This window comes from Ectothiorhodospira variabilis, assembly GCF_022227625.1.
GTDB lineage: Bacteria > Pseudomonadota > Gammaproteobacteria > Ectothiorhodospirales > Ectothiorhodospiraceae > Ectothiorhodospira > Ectothiorhodospira haloalkaliphila.
The window spans coordinates 360851-378002 of record NZ_JAJNAO010000002.1 but is presented as its reverse complement, the minus strand read 5'-3'; the positions used below and the strand labels follow the sequence as shown (position 1 = coordinate 378002).

Below are 17152 nucleotides of genomic sequence, written 5' to 3'. Positions count from 1 at the left end.
TGATGGGTGTGCGAATGCGTTTTCGATCTTCAACCGTGGCGGTGGTCACCACCGTCGCCCTGGTTTGGGCCATGGCTCCGGCTCAGGCCGGAATGCCCAAGAATGTGATTGTGTTGGTACCGGATGGTCAGTCCCAGTCGGTGGTGACCTTGGGGCGGCTCTATCGGGGCGAGCCCCTGGCATTGGATGAGATTGCCACGGGCATGGTGAATACCAGCATGACCAACTCGGTCATCACCGGCTCGGCGGCGGCGGCTACCGCGTTTGCCACCGGTTACAAGACCTCCGAGCCACATATCGGCATGGCACCGCGCAGCTACGATATCCTGAGCAACTACCAGTTGCCCGAGGGAGTGGACTGGGATTGGTTTGAATACCGTCCCCTGGCCACGCTGCTGGAAGGGGCCCAATTGGCGGGCAAGGCCACGGGGGTGGTGGCCACCTCGCGGATCAGTCATGCCACCCCGGCTGGCTATACGGCCCACGTGGACGCCCGCGGCAAGGAGAACGAGATCATGAAGCACATGGTCTACCAGAACCTGGATGTGGTCTTCGGGGGCGGTAGCCGGCACCTGTTGCCCAGGAGCATGGGCGGCTCGCGGGACGATGGCGAAAATCTCCGGCAGGTCTTGCACGACCGCGGTTATCAGGTCATCGACCATGCCGATGACCTGCATGGCATCCATTCCGATCGCGTCTGGGGCCTGTTTGCTTCCAGCAGCATGATGCCGGAACTGGACCGTCGGTATCTGCGGGAAAACGGCCACGACTATGACGTGAGTCTGCACGAACAGGCCCTGGCGGAACCCTCGTTGTCGGAGATGACGGCCAAGGCCCTGGAACTGCTGTCCCAGGAACGGAACGGTTTCTTCCTGATGGTGGAAGGTAGCCAGATCGACTGGGCGGGTCATTCCAATGACGTCGTCTATCACCTGCAGGATTTCCTTGAGTTTGACGACAGTGTTCGGTTGGCGCTTGACTTTGCCAAGCATGACGGCCAGACGATGGTGGTGGTGGTCCCCGATCACAACACCGGTGCCCTCGCCCTGGGTAACTGGGCCAGCAGTGGCAACTACACCCGTACCTCCATCGAGCGGGTGATCGAACCCCTCCAGGGGATGCAGGTGACGGCCAACTTCCTCAGTGCGCAGCTGCCGGGAAACCCGTCTGATGGCGACATCCGTGACACGGTGGCCAAGTACTGGAATATCCACTTGTCGGATGACGACCTGGCGACCATCCGCGATGAGCAGTCCATCCGCGGTCTGCAGCGGGCCATCATCAAGGTGGTCAACGACAACCACACCATTTTCGGCTGGACCACCCACGGTCACTCCGGGGAGGATGTGCCCCTGTGGAGCTACGGCCCCGGTGCTCCCACCGGCTATGTGGATAATGCGGATATCGGCCAGATCATGGGCAAGGCGATGCGTCTGAATCTTTCGCTGACCCATCCCAGCGGTCTGAATCAGCGCCTTTTCGTGGATGTTCAGGAGCACTTCCCCGAGGCCGTCGTGGATGACACGGGGGCCACCCTGGGTGAGTGGCGTCTTGTGAACGGTACCGATGTGCTGCAGCGCGGAGATGACACCTGCCAGTTGGAAGGTCTGGTGGTGCATTCCCCGTTGGCAGGTGGTGGCGAGGGCCGCACCTTCGTGCCCGCTCAGGCCATCGAGATCATGCAACGGCCGGTGATGTGGAATCGCCATTGTGGCGTCTCCCAGCCAAACAACCTGGGGCAGAGCATCCGTGACCGGGTGCACGAGCGGCTGGAGCGGGCCTTCAGCGAACGTGGAATGCGCTGATCGCAAGTGCAGGTGATGGTGGTTGCCTTCCTCCGGAATGGACGGGGGGAGGGCTTCAAACCCGGATCAGGCCCGCGTTGCGGGCCTGATCCATTTTTGCCGTTTACGGCTGGTAGGCCATGTAACGGTCCAGGGTTTCGCTGTCCACGCCGCGCAGGGTGGCGCCCTGCGGGCCGGCGCCGATGCGGGCTACGTGCTTCCCGGTCTTCTCCTGATCCGGTTTGAGAATCCAGACCCGGCCATCTTCGGCTTCCGCCCGGTAGCCTGGTTTCGTGGCCAGGTAGGCCAGGGCCGTATCACGATCAGGCGCGCGCAGGGTCATGCCCTGCGGACCGGCATTGATCAGCATCACGGGGCGGGCGGGCTTCTCCTGACCTTCCCGAAGCACCCACAGGCGCCCGTCTTCCACACTGACATCAAAGCCCGGCTTGGTGGCCAGGTATTCCAGGGCGGTCTCGCGGTCGTGCGCGCGCAGGGTCATGCCCTGTGGACCGGCGTTGATCAGCATCACGGGGCGGGCGGGCTTCTCCTGGCCTTCCCGAAGCACCCACAGACGCCCGTCCTCAACACTGACGTCGAAGCCGGGTTTGGCGGCCACGTATTCCAGGGCGGTTTCGCGGTCCACGGCCTTCAGGGTCATGCCCTGGGGGCCGGCGCCGATGAGTATCACCGGGCGATCCGGCTTTTCCTGGCCCTGCTTGAGCACCCACAGTCGACCATCCTCCAGCTGGACCCGGAAGCCGGGTTTCGAGAAGGCGGCCTCGGGGGCTGTCTGCTGGGCAGTGGTGGTGTCCATCGTGGATCCATCAGGGGATGGGGTGCTCTGACAGCCGGCTCCCACGAGAGCGGCGGCCAGGGCCGTGAACAGGGCGGTGCGTGCATGTTTCATGGATCAGATGTCCTCGGTATGGAGTGGGATCGAAAGGGGCGAGCCTGTGATCCGGTCCATGCTAAGGGAGAATCATGACGTTTTTTTGACCATGGCCGGCCAGCGCCGGCGGGCACTGTCATGCGCCTGTCACGCCTTTCTGTTATCTCATGGGGTCTCACTCCCAACGCGGTCCGCACTCGCCGGCGGACCCTCATGGCCCCGACTCCATGCAAGATTCCATTTCCGAAGAAAGTCATCCCTCCATCTTGGATCGCCCGCTGGATGAAACCGGCCCCGGTCAAAGTGCAACTGCCACACCCCCAGTGGATTCACTGGAGACATTGATGGCTGGCCTGCAGAATCTGCGTACCGAGGTTTTGCTGGGGGCGCATCGACGACTGGAAAGGTTCTCCCGGGACTACCCCGGCGAAGTCCCGCTCTCGGCCCGTAACCTGGCCCATTACCTTGCCTTCCGGTCGCTGGATCTGCGCCCCATCCAGCGGGGCCTGGCCCGTCAGGGGCTGTCTTCCCTGGGGCGCACCGAGGCCCATGTGCTGGCGAGCATCAATCAGGTCACGCGTTTGCTGGGGCAGCTGACGGGGCGCCCGGTGGCCGGTCTGGAAGACGAGCCCGCCATCGATTACGACAAGGGTGAAACCACCCTGCGCGACAATGCCGATCAGCTCTTCGGACCGCCATCGGGGCCGCGTGAGGTGCGCATCATGGTCACGCTGCCCAGTGCGGCGGCGGTGAATCCCCAACTGGTGATGGAACTGATGGAAGAGGGCATGGACTGTGCGCGCATCAACTGCGCGCACGACGATGCCCAGGCCTGGTCAGCCATGATCGGCCACCTGCGTGCCGCAGAGGCGCAACTGGGGCGGCGGTGCACCGTACTCATGGACCTGGGCGGCCACAAGCTGCGCACAGGCCCGCTGGAGTTCAAGCCGGCCATCACCCACATCAAGCCCCGCCGCAATCTGCTGGGCAGGGTCACGGAGCCCGCGCATGTCCACCTGCTGCCCGAAGGCACGGGACAGGACCCGGTGCAGGCACGCGGCCAATATGCCTTCTCATTGCCCCAGGCGACGCTGGATGGCCTGCAATCGGTGGATGAACTGCGCTTTCGCGATACCCGTGGCAAGGCCCGGGTACTTCGGCTGGTGGAACCCCTGCCCAAGGGAGGGTGGCTGGCTACCCTGGACCAGGGGGCCTATGTGAGTGACGAGACCGAGTTCGTCCTCAAGCGCCCGGATGCCAACGGGCACCGAAGCCCGGTGCTGTCCCTGCGGCTGGGATGGCTGACGCGGGAGCCGGTCAACATTCGCCTCTACAAGGGCGCCCTGCTGCACCTGACCCGCGACCCGGTGCCGGGGCGTCCGGCCCTGGTGGATGATCAAGGGCGGTTGGCACGCTGCGCCCGGATCGCCTGTTCCGCGCCCGAAGCGCTGGATCTGCTGGAAGTGGGGCAGGCGGTGTGGATCGATGATGGCAAGATCGGTGGCCGGGTGGAGTCGGTGGATGCCAGCGGCGTGATGGTTCGTATCACCCATTGCCGTCCCCAGGGCAGTCGCCTTCGGGCGGACAAGGGTCTCAACTTCCCCGGCGCTCGACTGAACCTGCCGCCGCTGAGTCCCCAGGATATGAAGGACCTGGACTTCGTGGTGGCCCATGCGGATCTGGTGGGTTACTCCTTCGTGGAGTCCCGCCAGGACATGGTTGTTCTCATGGATGAACTGGCCCGGCGTGGCGGCGCCGGGCTTGGGGTGGTGGCCAAGATCGAGACGGGCCGTGCCCTGGAGAATCTCTCCGAGATCATCCTGGCCACCCTGGGGCGTCACCGCCTGGGGGTGATGATCGCCCGCGGGGATCTGGCCGTGGAGATCGGGGGCGAGCGGCTGGCGGAGATCCAGGAGGAGATCCTGTGGCTGTGCGAGGCGGCCCATGTGCCGGTGATCTGGGCCACTCAGGTGCTGGAGACCCTGGCCCGGAGCGGGACCATCTCCCGCCCCGAGATCACCGATGCGGCCATGGCCGGGCGGGCCGAATGCGTCATGCTGAACAAGGGGCCCTATATCCTGGAGGCGGTGCACACCCTGAACGATATCCTGGTGCGCATGCAGGCGCACCAGCACAAGAAGAGCTCGCAGTTGCGAGCCCTTCGGTTGTGTGCGGATTGAGGGGCGGGGCCGGCCGTCAAAGCATCAGGCTGGCACTGGCGACCAGGGCACCAATGGCGGCGCCTGCCAGCACGTCGCTGGGATAATGCAGGCCCAGCACCAGGCGGGAGAGGGCGATCATCACCGTGAAGGGCACCACCAGCCAGGCCCAGGCCGGCAGGTAGGCCACCAGGATGATGGTGAAGGCCACCGCATGCATGGTATGGCCGGAGGGGAAGCTGAAACGGTCCAGGGCCGGCACGTTCTGCAGGATGTCCTGGTTCTGGGTGTAGGGTCGGTCGCGCACCGTGGTCTGCTTCAGGAGCTTGTAGATGGGCAGGCAGAGCAGGCCCACCAGGGCCATGTGCAGGCTCACCTGCAGGGCCCACAGGCCATGGATGACAGGCAGGGCCAGCATCAGCACATACCAGAACACCCCGTTGCCCAGGCGGCTGACCATGGCAAAGGTCCGGTGGGTCAGCCATTGGTGATTGGCCCGGTTGAAGGCCAGGCAAAGGGGCAGTTCGGCTTCGGTCATTCGCTGCATCATGCGCATGGGGAACACCTCACTTGGCTTGGGCGTACTCAAGGAACAGGGCTTCCAGCCGATCGTGCTCACAGCGCCAGTCCACCGTCTCGGCCTCGGCGCGAGCCTGGGTACCCAGGCGTCTCCAGGTGTGGGGATCGGCCACCAGCTCGGTGGCCAGTTGCTTGAACTGTTCGGCGTCATCGAAGCGGGCCAGCATGCCACTCTCGCCGTGGCGCAGATGCTGGCGGCCCGCCGCATAGTCGTAGGACACCACCGCTAGACCCGAGGCCATGGCTTCCAGGACCACGTTGCCGAAGGTGTCCGAAGTGGAGGGGAACAGGAACATGTCGCCGCTGGCGTAATATCCCGCCAGATCCTCACCGATGTGCACGCCCGCCAGGATCAGGTCCGGGTGCTGTTCACGCAGTTCGGCGGCGGCCGGTCCATCACCCACCAGAATGAATCGGGCCCGGGGCTGGCGGGCCTGCATGGCGCGAAAGGCCTCCACGGCCAGGTGCAGATTCTTCTCCGCGGCCAGGCGGCCCACGTAGATCACCGCTGGGTCATCCGGCTCAAGTCCCCATTGGGCGCGCAGGTCAGGACGACGGCGGGCGGGGTTGAATAGCTGGGTGTCCACACCCCGGGCCAGCACTCGGCAGGTGCCAAAACCCTGCTCCTGCAGCTCTTGAGCCAGGGTGTCGGTGGGCACCAGGGTGCACTGGGTGCGGTGATGGAAGCGACGCAGGAACCAGCTGATCGCCGGCGCCAGGAACCCCAGGCCGTAATACTGGCTGTAGCGGTGGAAGTTGGTGTGAAAGCCGCTGATCACCGGGATACCCATGGCCCGGGCCGCGGACAGCACGGAGCCGCCCAGCAGGCCTTCGGTGGCCACGTAGATCACGTCCGGCGGGTTGGCGCGCCACGCCTTGCGGATGGCGCCACGGGCAGGCAGGCCGAAATGCAGGCCGGGGTAACCGGGGATCGGCAGGCCGTGGGTGAGTTGCTCACGCAGCCCCTCCCGGGGGGCCAGGGTGCCGTGGTCACCCTTGCCCTGGCGCGGGCGGATCAGGTGAACCTCATGCCCGCGCTCCAGCATGCTGTGCACCATCTGGTGCAGGGTGTGGGCCACGCCATTGATCTCGGGAGGGAAGGTTTCCGTGACCATGGCGATGCGCAGTCGCTGCCTGGGCACCGCGGCCAGGTGGGGGTGTTCGGTCTGTTCCGCGGCCGCGTCTGGGGTCGTCGTCTCAGTTTCCCGGGTTTGTTGGGCAGTCTGCATGGGGCTTCCACTGTGGACAGGTTGCCCCGATGCTAGGCGGGCTGGTTGTCAGCCCGGTGAACAAGCCGTGACGTTTGCGTGAATGCCCTACAACAACTCCAGTCTCCGTGTAGGCCAGTCCACCACGGCCGACCGGGCAATCATGCGGCGGGCCAGGTCCGGGAACTCCTCGCCAATCACCTGGGCCGCAAATTCGCACAAAAAGCGCGACTTCAGACGGGCGCGGGCCCGGTCCACTCCCATCTGTTCATAGGGTGATGAGGTCAGCAACAGGAAACCATCATCCGGGATGCGGCCTGCGGCCATGTTGGCGGCAATGATGCCCGCAGCCTTGATAATGGGCTCTGAAAGATCCGGATTATAAGGGCCGATGATCAGCGCCGTATTGGGTAGATGCAGGAAATCGAATCCGCGCCCCACACAGATGGCCCATTCCCGATGCTGGATGTCCAGTTCCCGATCCGCACCGCGCAGGGCGTCCACATGGTCCAGGTTGCCCAGCAGTAGCGGCAGAAGATCCCGCTGGAAGCCAGCAGGCATGTCCGGGCACAGGGTCTGGAGGCGTCGGGGCAGATCGTCCGCATCGGCGTGGGAAAGCGACGAGATATCCAGGGCATCGCCACGGCGGTTGTGAATGATCAGCGCGTCGCTGTCGGTTTCGAAGCCGCACACCAGTGGGTACACGCTTTGTCCGTCGGCACCGAACAGCTCTTCTGCCTGGGCGCAGATCTCCTGCGTGTGCTCCATGGCGGCGGTCGTGTCGCAGCCAAAGCCCGCACAGCCCCGGGCGTGATCGCCCCGCGAGTAATGATAGGTGATCAGCAGCAGCACACCGTGGCCGGCACGGGTGGCGCTTTCCACGGCATGAGTGATCACTTCTCCCAGGTAAGGCCAGCCCAGGTCAAAACGACCACCCAGGCTGCGAAAGGGCTGAATGATGCCCAGTGGGGTGTGGGTGGCATGGGGGATATGGACGCGGCCGTCCATGCACTTCATCACCATCACGCGGGTGGGATGACGCGCCAGGTAACGCTGCCGGGCCAGGGTGGTTGCGGGACTGCAAAAGTCCTCGCTGTGGGCTTCTGCCAGCGAAATGAGCCAGCCGATGCGTTCGTCGATGGGTCGGGTGTGGATCTGAATGGCCGTGCTCGCCCTGCCGGATGAAACATGCCAGCCGGGATCATGTCTTGACCCAGGCCGGGTTTTGGGAGGCATGAGCATAGCACTGGAATGAATGACGTTCATCGTTCCAGAGGGGATTTTTCATCAATTCGAGTCTATGGGTTGTCTTCTCCTTCCGGGAGCAGGATCGCCTGTTTGTCGGCACGCAGGACCTGGTAGGTCTTGTTCAGGGTGGCGCGGATCTCCGGTTCCTGCTCAATGGCAAAGGCCAGGAAGGTGCGGGCCAGGGTGGACAGCTCCCGCCCCTTGGGATGCACCAGATACCAGGCCCGGTCCACGGGAAAGCCTTCCACGTCCAGCATGGCCAGGCGGCCCCCGCCCCAATCCAGATTCAGGGAATGCAGCGACAGCGCCGAGAGGCCCAGGCCGGCCACGATGGCGTGCTTGATGGCCTCGTTGCTGCCCAACTCCATGCGTACCCGCGGGCGCAGGCCCTTTTCCTGGAAGCGCCGCACCAGGGAATCGCGGATCCCTGAACCGGTCTCCCGAAGCAGGAAGTTCTCCCCGGCCAGGTGCTCCAGGGGAATGCGCTTTTCCTGGGTGAGGGGGTGATCGTTGCGGGCGACGATCACCAGGGGGTTGGGTGCCAGGTAGGTGGCCTCCACCTCCATGCCGGCAGTCTTGGGCTCACCGAAGATGTACAGGTCGTCCTCGTTGGCCACCATGCGCTCAATGATGCTCTCGCGATTGGTGATCTTGAGGGATACCTCGATGCCCGGGAATTTTTCGCAGAAGGACCCGAGGATTTCCGGGGCAAAATACTTGGCGGTGGTGATCACCGCCAGTCGCAGCCGACCACTCTTGAGGCCCTTCAGGTCTGCCAGCTTGGTCTCAAGATCGCTCAGCGTGCGCAGGATCGTCCGCACGGCGGCATACACTTCACGACCGGCATCAGTGGGCGCCACCTGGCGGCCCACGGTGACGAACAGGGGCATGCCCACGGTGTCGGAGAGCTTCTTGATCTGCATGGAGACCGTGGGCTGGGTGAGGAACATCTCCTCGGCTGCCCGGGTGAAGCTCCCCAGGCGGACGATGGCCTCCAGCAACTGCATCTGCCGTAGCGTGGCGTGGCGGATGAATCGGCTGGCGGTGCCGGAGGGACCACTGGGATGGTCCCGGTCATCGTTGTCGTTGGAGGACTTCGTCTTGCTGGACGTTTCACGAGGGGGCATCGGCGTTCCTCGTCTGACCCGGGTCAGTCGGGCCAGACGCGTGGGCGAGAGGGCAGGGCGGGCGGTGCCTCCTCCTCCTTGCGTTTGGTTGCCGACGAGCGCGGGGTTTGACTCCGGGTGCCGGTGCGGCGCTTGGTCGCGGCTGGTTTTCGGGGCGTGGTGGTCCCGGGTGAGGGTTTATCCGGAGGCGATGGAGGGCTGCTCGATGCCGATGCCTGACCAGATTCTTTCGGGTCGGATTCCTTCGGCGCGGCTGTCTGTGTCGCCGGTCCGGGGGATTCCGGTTTTTCCTGGGGGGGTGATTGGCTCATGCATCCTCCTGTGTGGGCGCCAGTGCATCCAGGTCGCGGGCAAAGTCCCTCTGCGCCTCGCTCAGGGCCTGGGCCCCTTCCTCGGCGTGAAGGGTGATGTTGACGTAGGTTCGCCCGAAGCTGATGTCCGGGTGGATGCCGCTGCGCTCGGACAGCTCCGCCGCCTTCTCCAGAAAGTGGCGAGTGCCCTCATAATCCTCAAAGGCGAGCCGGCGTTCCAGTCGCGGTGGCTTCTGTCGCTCGATCCATTCCGGGTTCATGTGCACGCTCCCCCGTCAGAAGTAGATCCGGTCACTGTCATGGCCGCGCCGGGGCACCCCCAGGGAGGCCAGCCAGTGTTCGATGTCATGGGCGTGCGCCAGTTCCTCCTGGAGCAGCCGTTGAAAGAAGGCGCCGTTATCCGCGTCACCCACACGCTGGCAGAACGTGAGGGCGTCCTGGTAGATGGCGATGATCTCGCCCTCCAGGATCGTATCCTGACGAAGCAGATCCACCAGGGTGCGCCCCACGCCCGCGGGTCGTAACTGCGAGGCATTGGGGGCTGCCCCCAGGGACAGCATCCTTTGGGTGATCAGCTCAGCGTGGCGCATTTCCTCGACCGTTTCCTCCCGCAGGCGCGCGGCCGCCTCCGGCAGCCCCCAGGCCTCGACCAGCGAGGCCTGGGTCATGTACTGCTGCACCGCCGAGAGCTCCAGGCTGAGCGCCCGCCCAAGGTAACCCAGAATACGAGGATGGACTCGTGTTTGTCTCATGCTTGATGACCCCTGCCGCCCGCATCGGGCGGCTCAGGTTCAGGCAAAGGGGGTTCAGGCGCCAGGCTCGGCCTTGCTCAGGATGGGTTCCACTTCCCGGTGCGGACGGGCAATGATGTGTGCTGCCACCAGGCCGTCACCCACTCGTTCGCAGGCATCGGCCCCGGCGCGCACCGCAGCGTTCACGGCCCCGGTCTCGCCGCGCACCAGCACGGTCACATAACCCCCGCCGACAAATTCGCGGCCGATCAGTCGCACTTCGGCGGCTTTCGTCATGGCATCTGCCGCCTCGATGGCGGGCACCAGTCCGCGGGTTTCAATCATCCCCAGCGCAATACCATAGTTTTCTTGGGCCATCTGTCTTCTCCGAGTGACTCAGTGGTTGTTGATGATTCAGTGGTTGTTGTTGATTCAATTGGGCGGTTACCCGGCCCGGTATTCCCCGCGGTTGCGAACGGCCTCGAAGGTGCCCGCGGGGGCTCTAAACCATTTCAAGGCCCGATTTTTCATGTGTCCGGTTCCCAGTGGTCGATGATCCCGCCCACCGTCAGATCGGTGAGGATGCGGGCATCGCCCATGGCGTAGCGGGCGGCGGAGCCGCTCACCACAAACACCCAGTTACCCGGGCTCGCGCCCACCGGATCCGTGGCCACCACGCGCTTGCCCCTGGCATCGCGCAGCACCCTCAGATGCACGCGATGGAGCCCCGGGACGCGCTGGGTGCAGACCAAAGACCCTTCCACTTGTTGAATCTCCATGGCCTGCCTCCTAGGTCTCGCTGCCGGGTGCTGCTTCCGGCGGCGGCCAGTGATCAATGATCCCGACGATGGTCAGATCGCTGGGGAACTCCTTGCTGCCTGCTGCCTCCCGGGCGGCAGAACTGCCCACACAGATCACCCAGTCGCCGGGCACGCAGCCCACCGAATCCACCGCCACCTGCAGGGCGCTGCCATCGCGTACCACCTGCAGATGCTTGTGTTCGAAGCCCGGGATCCGGTTGGTGGCCACCAGCGGCCTCACCACCTGGCAGATCTTCATCAGTGTCCTCCCGCCGGCTGCGGATCCACGGAGGTGGACACCACTTCCAGCCCCGATCCTGCATCGCAGTCCCGCACCACCAGCATGCGGTGCAACAGGCCTTGCTGGACGCGGACGCGGAAACGATCTGCCAGCGCCCGATCCAGGCGGCGTGCCCGCTCCACGGCCCGCTCCCGGGCTCCCGGCACGCGGCCGTGGTAGTCAAAACGCACCACCACCGGGATGGGCAGGCCGTGGCTCACATTGAGACCGTCGAAGATGCGACAGCCCACGTCCAGATCCGGCGCGCCTTCCTCCACCGTGTGCAGGTAGGCGAAATAGGTCAGGTTGCGCAGCTGGATTTCCTCAAAACCGATACCCACGGCCATGAAGCGCTCAGCGTGGCCCGCGTCCGGGTAGCCGCCCCCCTGCAGGGTGCGCACATACTCGATCTGCGACAGGTTGTTTTCCACCAGGCGCGCCACCAGGCGCACCATGCCCTCATCGGCGGTGTCCGGCGCGGCGGCACAGACTGCCTCCAGGATGCCCTGCCGGGCGGCCTCGGGCGTGAGGTTGTGGGTCTGGTCATACAGCGCTTGCGCATCCACCGACTGGTTCAGGTCCATCTCGCCCCGTTCATCCGGCAGGTGCACACGGATCGCGTCGGTATCCGTATCCAGTCCGATCAGCAGCAGGGCCACGGAGGCGCCGCAGCAGAAACTGTTTTCGATGGCCTGGCGGAAATGGTGCAGCCGCTCCAGGCCGGCCCGGGCCGCCAGGCCATCGTCGGAGCCGTGGGCGGCGCAGCCCTGATGTTCCGGGTCAAGGCTGCTGAAGTGGTACATCACCACCTTGAGATAGCGGGTGGAGGTATCGGCAGTATTGGGCCGGCCCTCCCGGAAGCGCTGGTGTTCCACCTCCACCCATTTCTCCACTGTCTCCTCCACGTCGAACAGGGTGCCGGCGTAGGATTTGCGGCGCACCGCACCGATGGGCAGGCGCAGCACGTAACTGATGGCATGGGCCAGGCGTCCATCGGCGCAGGGCGTGATGTCCATCAGGTGAAAGCCGCAGGACTGCAGGAACTCGTCAAAGGCCGTCGTCTCCCGACCCCGCAGGGGGTCGCGGGCAAAGAAGTCATCGGCCATGCGCCGGTAGGTTTCGAACAGCGACCAGGCGTACAGGCGCCGCAGATCCAGGCCGGCGATCCAGGCATCGTCCAGGATACCGTTGGGCAACTCGAAACCCAGTTCCCGCTGCGCCAGTTGCTGGGCCCGCTGGGTGAAATCCGGCTCGCAGTGCAGGGCAGAGATCTGTTTGAGTGTGGGCACGATCTGGTCGAAGGCAGCTCGCACGCCCTGCTCGTAAGTCCGCAGTTGCTCGTTGGTCGAGCGGTTTGTCAGCGGATGCGGTTGGGTCACTGTGCCCGGCACGTGACGTCGTGCCCGATGCGGTGGACGACGCTCCCGGCTCGGCGCCAGGGGGGCGGTGTCCTGCACGGACGGGCGGCTGACTGTGTCCTCGGTACGCGGGGCCGCGGGCGCAGGCTCCCACCCCCCAGGCTTGCGGGGGGACGCCTGGCGCGCATCCCCGACCGTGGCCGCCGGGCTCGGCGCGGCGCCGGCCCCCGAGGCCCAGATCAGGTTATCGCGATGTGCGTGGCGTCGAATCATGTCGTGGGTTCGCTGTCTCTGTTCCTGGTTCTGTCTTAGCCGCGGGCGCCGCCGGAGTAGGTCACCAGCGAGCCGCGGTCTGTGTTGCCGCTGCCGCCGGTCACCCGGCTGACGGGCGGTGGCGTGTCTTCATTACGCTTGCGTTCCACACTGGGCATGGCGCTCACGGACCCGGCTCGCGTGGGATTGCGGCGGCGGGCGGAACTGCCCTCCGTGCCGGTGACGCGTTCGCCACGCTCCCAGTCATCTCCAGTGATGCGGGTGCCGGTGGACTGACCCTCACCGGTGACCCGGGATCGCATCCCGGCGGTCACGGAGGGCTGTTCCTCCAGGTTCTCGATGCCGGCTGCCGGAGCCACAGGCTCGAACTGGGTACGGCGATCAAAGCGTGCTTCCTCGGTGCCGGTGATCTTGCCGCCGGCCATGCCAAAGGGGCCGGTAATGCGCCCACCCTGTTCGTAGGCAGTGCCCGTTACGCCATCCTTCCTGCGCGTCTGATGGGCCTGGCGGGCCGGTGAGGCCACACTGAAGTGCTGCCAGGGTGCGCCATCCAGGGCCTGGGGAAAGTCGGGCTGCCCCGGCAGGGCTGCGGTATCACAGGCCTCGGCGAACTGGTCCACGCCCAGGTAGGGTGTGCCCGAGATGGTCTCGCACGCACCCCTGTCATCTCCGGTGACATCGCCACCGATGCCCGGCTGGATGCCGGTGGCCCTTGGGCCAGGGGTCGAAGCCCGGGGATGCACCCGCTCGGTGATGCGTTCCTGCTCCTTGGGGGCACAGAAGGCCGCTGACTGTTCCAGCCCTGCGTAGGGCGTGCCGGTCACGCTCTTGCAGGTGCCGGGCTCGTTGCCAGTGACGCGGCTCGAACGATCGGAGCGGGTGCCCGATACCCGCTGCCCACCCAGGGTGGTGGACTGGCCGGTACGCTCCGGTTCCAGAGGCTCCGGTCGGGAGCCACAGAAGGTTTCGTACTGTTCGCTACCCAGGTATTCATCCCCGGTCACCATCCGGCAGGTGCCTGGTTCGTCGCCGGTGACGCGGGAGCTGCGACCTACCTGGGCGCCGGTCACGTGCTGACCATGCAGCGTCTCGGACTGACCCACCTTGGGTGGCGGGTTGGCTGGGCCCCGGTTTTTCCTGCCGGTGCTCTCGGAAGCGGGGGCGCAAAAGGTGCCAAAGTGCTCCGCGGACAGATACTGATTGCCTGTCACGGCCGTGCAACTGCCGGATTCATTACCGGTCACCCGTTCCGAGCGGCCGGTGCGGCTGCCGGTGATTGTGGAGCCGGCGCCGGTACTGCTGAGTCCCACCTTCACGGGTCCGCGTGGGGCCTCGGTCTGGCAGAACTCGCGAAAGATTTCGGCACCCAGGTATTCGGTGCCGGTGACAGCTCGGCAGGTGCTCGCCTCGTCGCCGGTGACGGACTGGCTACGGCCCACCCGGGTGCCAGTGAGGTGCTGGCCATGGGCGGTTTCCATCACACCCACCTTCCAGGGCTGATCCTGCGCGCCGGACGGTGCCGGGCGCTGACGCCCCGTGGGGGCGGATTTGCGGGTGCCCACCCCGCCAGCGCGGCTGCGCTGATCACGCACTGCCTGGGCCAGTTCACGGCCCGAAAGCCGCGGGTTGGCCTGGCGAGCCAGGCTCGCTGCCGAGGGAGGCGAGTGTGCGGCGGCCTTGCCACGTCCTGCCTGCGCCTGGCGGCGGGCCATGGCCTGAAGGCGGCCCTGGGGCTGATTCACGGTGGGTCGCCGCCGACCGTTGCCACGCCGAGTGCCGTTGGCGTCGCTTCGGCCCATGGAGGTTGCCGAGGCACGCGTGGACTGACCGGACTCCGACGCGTGAGTCGACCGGGACAGGTCCTGTCCCATGTGTTTGGTGTCGCGGTTTTCACCCCGACAGGCACCACCGCAGCGACATTCGCCCTGGTCGGGATTCTGCTTCGCACCAGCCCCGGCCGGACGAGCCATGGAAGGTGCCACGTCCTGGCGAGTGCGGTCGGCAGAGCGGTCCGCCCGCTTGCCGGCGCTGGCCAGAGCCTGGCGACGCGCCTGCGCCTTGGCGCGGGTATCGGAGGCGGGGGATTGCGCACCTGCACGGGTGCGTCGGGAAGGTGACGCCGGGGCGGCGCTTCGGCCAGCGGGAGGCTCTGGCCGTGGCGCAGGCGACACCACAGGCTGTTGCGGTGCCTGGGGTGCAGCGGCAGTCGCCGACGCACGGGTATGCCCATCGCTTCGCGATGTGCCCAGGGCCGCCTTGCCTCCGGCGGCCTGTGCCCGGCGGCGGGCCTGCGATGCTGCCCGTCCGGTCAATGTCTGCTGCTCATGATGTGGCATGATGACCCCCCTGCCTTGGAACCCGCGTCTTAGCGACGACCCTCGAACACCACAAACGCCGAGCCCTGGCTCTGGGTGTAGTTGTCGTAGCCGGTGAAGCGGACGTGGTGATCAGGATAGGCTCGGTGGCAGGCCTCCAGCTCGTTGACCACCTGCTGCAGATCCACACTGCCGAAGAACGGCAGCTTCCACATGGGCCAGTAGTGGTTCATGGCCTGACTGGGGTGGATGTGCTCAATGCTGGGCGTCCAGCCCTGGGCGATGACATAGGCGATCTGATCGAAGATCTCCTCCTGAGTGAGGGCAGGCAGGAAACCGAAGGTTTCCAGGGTCTGGCGGGTCTGGTAGTCACCCATGGTGTTCTGGAATGGCATGGTCTAGGTTCCTCTTTGCGTCTGGGCCGGTTGCGGTGAAAGCCGGGCGGATCAGCCCTGGTCCAGCTTGTCCACGGTCTCGAACTCGAACTTGATCTCTTTCCAGGTTTCCATGGCGATGGCCAGTTCCGGACTGTGGCGGGCCGCCTCGCTGAGCACATCGCGGGCCTCCTTCTCGATCTCCCGGCCTTCGTTGCGAGCCTTGACGCAGGCCTCCAGCGCCACCCGGTTGGCAGCAGCGCCGGCGGCGTTGCCCCAGGGGTGCCCCTGCGTGCCGCCACCGAACTGCAGCACCGAGTCGTCGCCAAAGATGGTGACCAGGGCCGGCATGTGCCACACATGGATGCCGCCGGATGCCACGGCGAAGACGCCGGGCAGCGAGCCCCAGTCCTGGTCGAAGAAGATGCCCCGGGAGCGGTCTTCCGGGATGAAGGACTCACGCAGCAGGTCCACGAAGCCCAGGGTGGAGCCTCGATCCCCCTCCAGCTTGCCCACCACGGTGCCGGTGTGCAGGTGGTCGCCGCCAGAGAGGCGAAGGCACTTTGCCAGTACGCGGAAGTGAATGCCGTGCTTGGGATGACGGTCGATGACGGCGTGCATGGCCCGGTGGATGTGCAACAGCATGCCGTTCTTGCGGCACCACTTGGCCAGACCGGTGTTGGCACAGAAGCCGCCGGTGATGTAGTCGTGCATGATGATGGGCTGGCCCAGTTCCTTGGCGAATTCGGCCCGGGCATACATCTCTTCCGGATCGGGGGCGGTCACGTTCAGGTAATGCCCCTTGCGCTCACCGGTCTCCTGCTGAGAGGCTGCCACCGCCTCGGCCACGAACTCGAAGCGGTTTTGCCAGCGCATGAACGGCTGCGAGTTCACGTTTTCGTCGTCCTTGGTGAAGTCCAGACCGCCGCGCAGGCACTCGTAAACGGCACGGCCGTAGTTCTTGGCGGAGAGTCCCAGCTTGGGCTTGATGGTGCAGCCCAGCAGGGGACGACCATACTTGTTGAGCTTGTCCCGCTCCACCTGGATACCGCTGGGCGGCCCCATGCAGGTCTTGACGTAGGCGATGGGGAAGCGGATATCCTCCAGTCGCAGGTGACGCAGCGCCTTGAACCCGAACACGTTACCCACCAGGGAGGTGAGCACGTTGACGATGGAGCCTTCCTCGAACAGATCTATGGGATAGGCGATGAAGGTATAGAAGGACTCCTTGTCGCCAGGCACGTCCTCGATGCGATAGGCGCGGCCCTTGTAGAATTCCAGATCGGTGAGCAGCTCCGACCATACGGTACTCCAGGTGCCGGTGGAGGACTCTGCCGCCACCGCAGCGGCCACTTCTTCCCGCGGCACGCCGGGCTGGCCGGTCACCTTGAAACAGGCCAGCAGGTCCGTGTCCAGGGGGACATAGTCCGGCGTCCAGTACATGTCTCGATATTCTTTAACGCCCGCGTCGTACGTCTTGCTCATGGTCGGCTCCTGTGGTGTGTGCCCTGTCCGCCGTGCAGGGCGGGAGATACGTTTTCCACAAGAAGCTACACCAAGCGGGGGGATTGAAATAAATCATTTGTTTCGATCGTATCCATCGACTGGAGTCTATAGGTAACCTATAGACTCCAGTCGATGCCCTCCCTAGGAAACTTCGATTATTGCCACGGTCATTGCGCGTCGATAATGATACCCGTCCCCGACGCGGAG

16 protein-coding genes are annotated in these 17152 nt (G+C 65.3%); 2 read left to right on the top strand and 14 right to left on the bottom strand.

Annotated features, from left to right (window positions below):
* Positions 1–14: 14 nt before the first annotated feature.
* Positions 15–1805, top strand: coding sequence for an alkaline phosphatase (locus tag LPW30_RS04415; protein ID WP_239680185.1), 1791 nt, complete (start codon positions 15–17; stop codon positions 1803–1805).
* 103 nt (positions 1806–1908) lie between these two features.
* On the opposite strand, the gene LPW30_RS04410 is transcribed toward LPW30_RS04415, so the two are convergent.
* Complete coding sequence (locus tag LPW30_RS04410) at positions 1909–2694, bottom strand: hypothetical protein (protein WP_025282478.1); 786 nt, start codon at positions 2692–2694, stop codon at positions 1909–1911.
* Positions 2695–3020: 326 nt separating this feature from the next.
* Between LPW30_RS04410 and LPW30_RS04405 the strand changes: the two genes are divergently transcribed.
* Complete coding sequence (locus tag LPW30_RS04405; protein WP_239680184.1) at positions 3021–4856, top strand: pyruvate kinase; 1836 nt, start codon at positions 3021–3023, stop codon at positions 4854–4856.
* Between the two features lie 16 nt (positions 4857–4872).
* On the opposite strand, the gene LPW30_RS04400 is transcribed toward LPW30_RS04405, so the two are convergent.
* From LPW30_RS04400 to LPW30_RS04340, 13 genes are all read right to left on the bottom strand, one after another.
* Positions 4873–5391 carry a phosphatase PAP2 family protein gene (locus LPW30_RS04400; protein ID WP_238624848.1) on the bottom strand — a complete coding sequence of 173 codons (519 nt, stop codon included), beginning with the start codon at positions 5389–5391 and terminating at the stop codon, positions 4873–4875.
* Positions 5392–5401: 10 nt separating this feature from the next.
* Positions 5402–6643 (bottom strand): glycosyltransferase family 4 protein, encoded by a 1242-nt coding sequence (locus LPW30_RS04395; RefSeq protein WP_239680183.1) that lies wholly within the window; start codon positions 6641–6643, stop codon positions 5402–5404.
* An 87-nt stretch (positions 6644–6730) separates the two neighbouring features.
* Positions 6731–7858 carry a carboxysome shell carbonic anhydrase gene (locus tag LPW30_RS04390; protein WP_239680182.1) on the bottom strand — a complete coding sequence of 376 codons (1128 nt, stop codon included), beginning with the start codon at positions 7856–7858 and terminating at the stop codon, positions 6731–6733.
* A gap of 62 nt (positions 7859–7920) precedes the next feature.
* Positions 7921–8997, bottom strand: coding sequence for a LysR family transcriptional regulator (locus tag LPW30_RS04385; protein ID WP_239680181.1), 1077 nt, complete (start codon positions 8995–8997; stop codon positions 7921–7923).
* A gap of 307 nt (positions 8998–9304) precedes the next feature.
* A complete protein-coding gene (locus LPW30_RS04380) occupies positions 9305–9568 on the bottom strand; it encodes a 4a-hydroxytetrahydrobiopterin dehydratase (RefSeq protein WP_025282473.1) in 264 nt (87 codons plus the stop codon).
* A gap of 15 nt (positions 9569–9583) precedes the next feature.
* Positions 9584–10060 (bottom strand): ferritin-like domain-containing protein, encoded by a 477-nt coding sequence (locus LPW30_RS04375; RefSeq protein WP_025282472.1) that lies wholly within the window; start codon positions 10058–10060, stop codon positions 9584–9586.
* Between the two features lie 54 nt (positions 10061–10114).
* Entirely contained in the window at positions 10115–10417 is a 303-nt protein-coding gene (locus LPW30_RS04370) for an alpha-carboxysome major shell protein CsoS1 (RefSeq protein WP_025282471.1), read from the bottom strand.
* 149 nt (positions 10418–10566) lie between these two features.
* Positions 10567–10818, bottom strand: coding sequence for a carboxysome peptide B (locus LPW30_RS04365; protein WP_239680180.1), 252 nt, complete (start codon positions 10816–10818; stop codon positions 10567–10569).
* A gap of 10 nt (positions 10819–10828) precedes the next feature.
* Positions 10829–11098 (bottom strand): alpha-carboxysome shell vertex protein CsoS4, encoded by a 270-nt coding sequence (locus LPW30_RS04360; RefSeq protein WP_025282469.1) that lies wholly within the window; start codon positions 11096–11098, stop codon positions 10829–10831.
* Entirely contained in the window at positions 11098–12750 is a 1653-nt protein-coding gene (locus LPW30_RS04355) for a carboxysome shell carbonic anhydrase (RefSeq protein WP_025282468.1), read from the bottom strand. Before LPW30_RS04355 ends, LPW30_RS04360 begins: the two co-directional genes overlap by 1 nt.
* 35 nt (positions 12751–12785) lie before the next feature.
* Entirely contained in the window at positions 12786–15086 is a 2301-nt protein-coding gene (locus LPW30_RS04350) for an alpha-carboxysome scaffolding protein CsoS2 (RefSeq protein WP_239680179.1), read from the bottom strand.
* 29 nt (positions 15087–15115) lie between these two features.
* Positions 15116–15460 (bottom strand): ribulose bisphosphate carboxylase small subunit, encoded by a 345-nt coding sequence (locus LPW30_RS04345; protein WP_025282466.1) that lies wholly within the window; start codon positions 15458–15460, stop codon positions 15116–15118.
* A 51-nt stretch (positions 15461–15511) separates the two neighbouring features.
* Positions 15512–16924, bottom strand: coding sequence for a form I ribulose bisphosphate carboxylase large subunit (locus LPW30_RS04340; RefSeq protein ID WP_025282465.1), 1413 nt, complete (start codon positions 16922–16924; stop codon positions 15512–15514).
* Positions 16925–17152 lie beyond the last annotated feature (228 nt).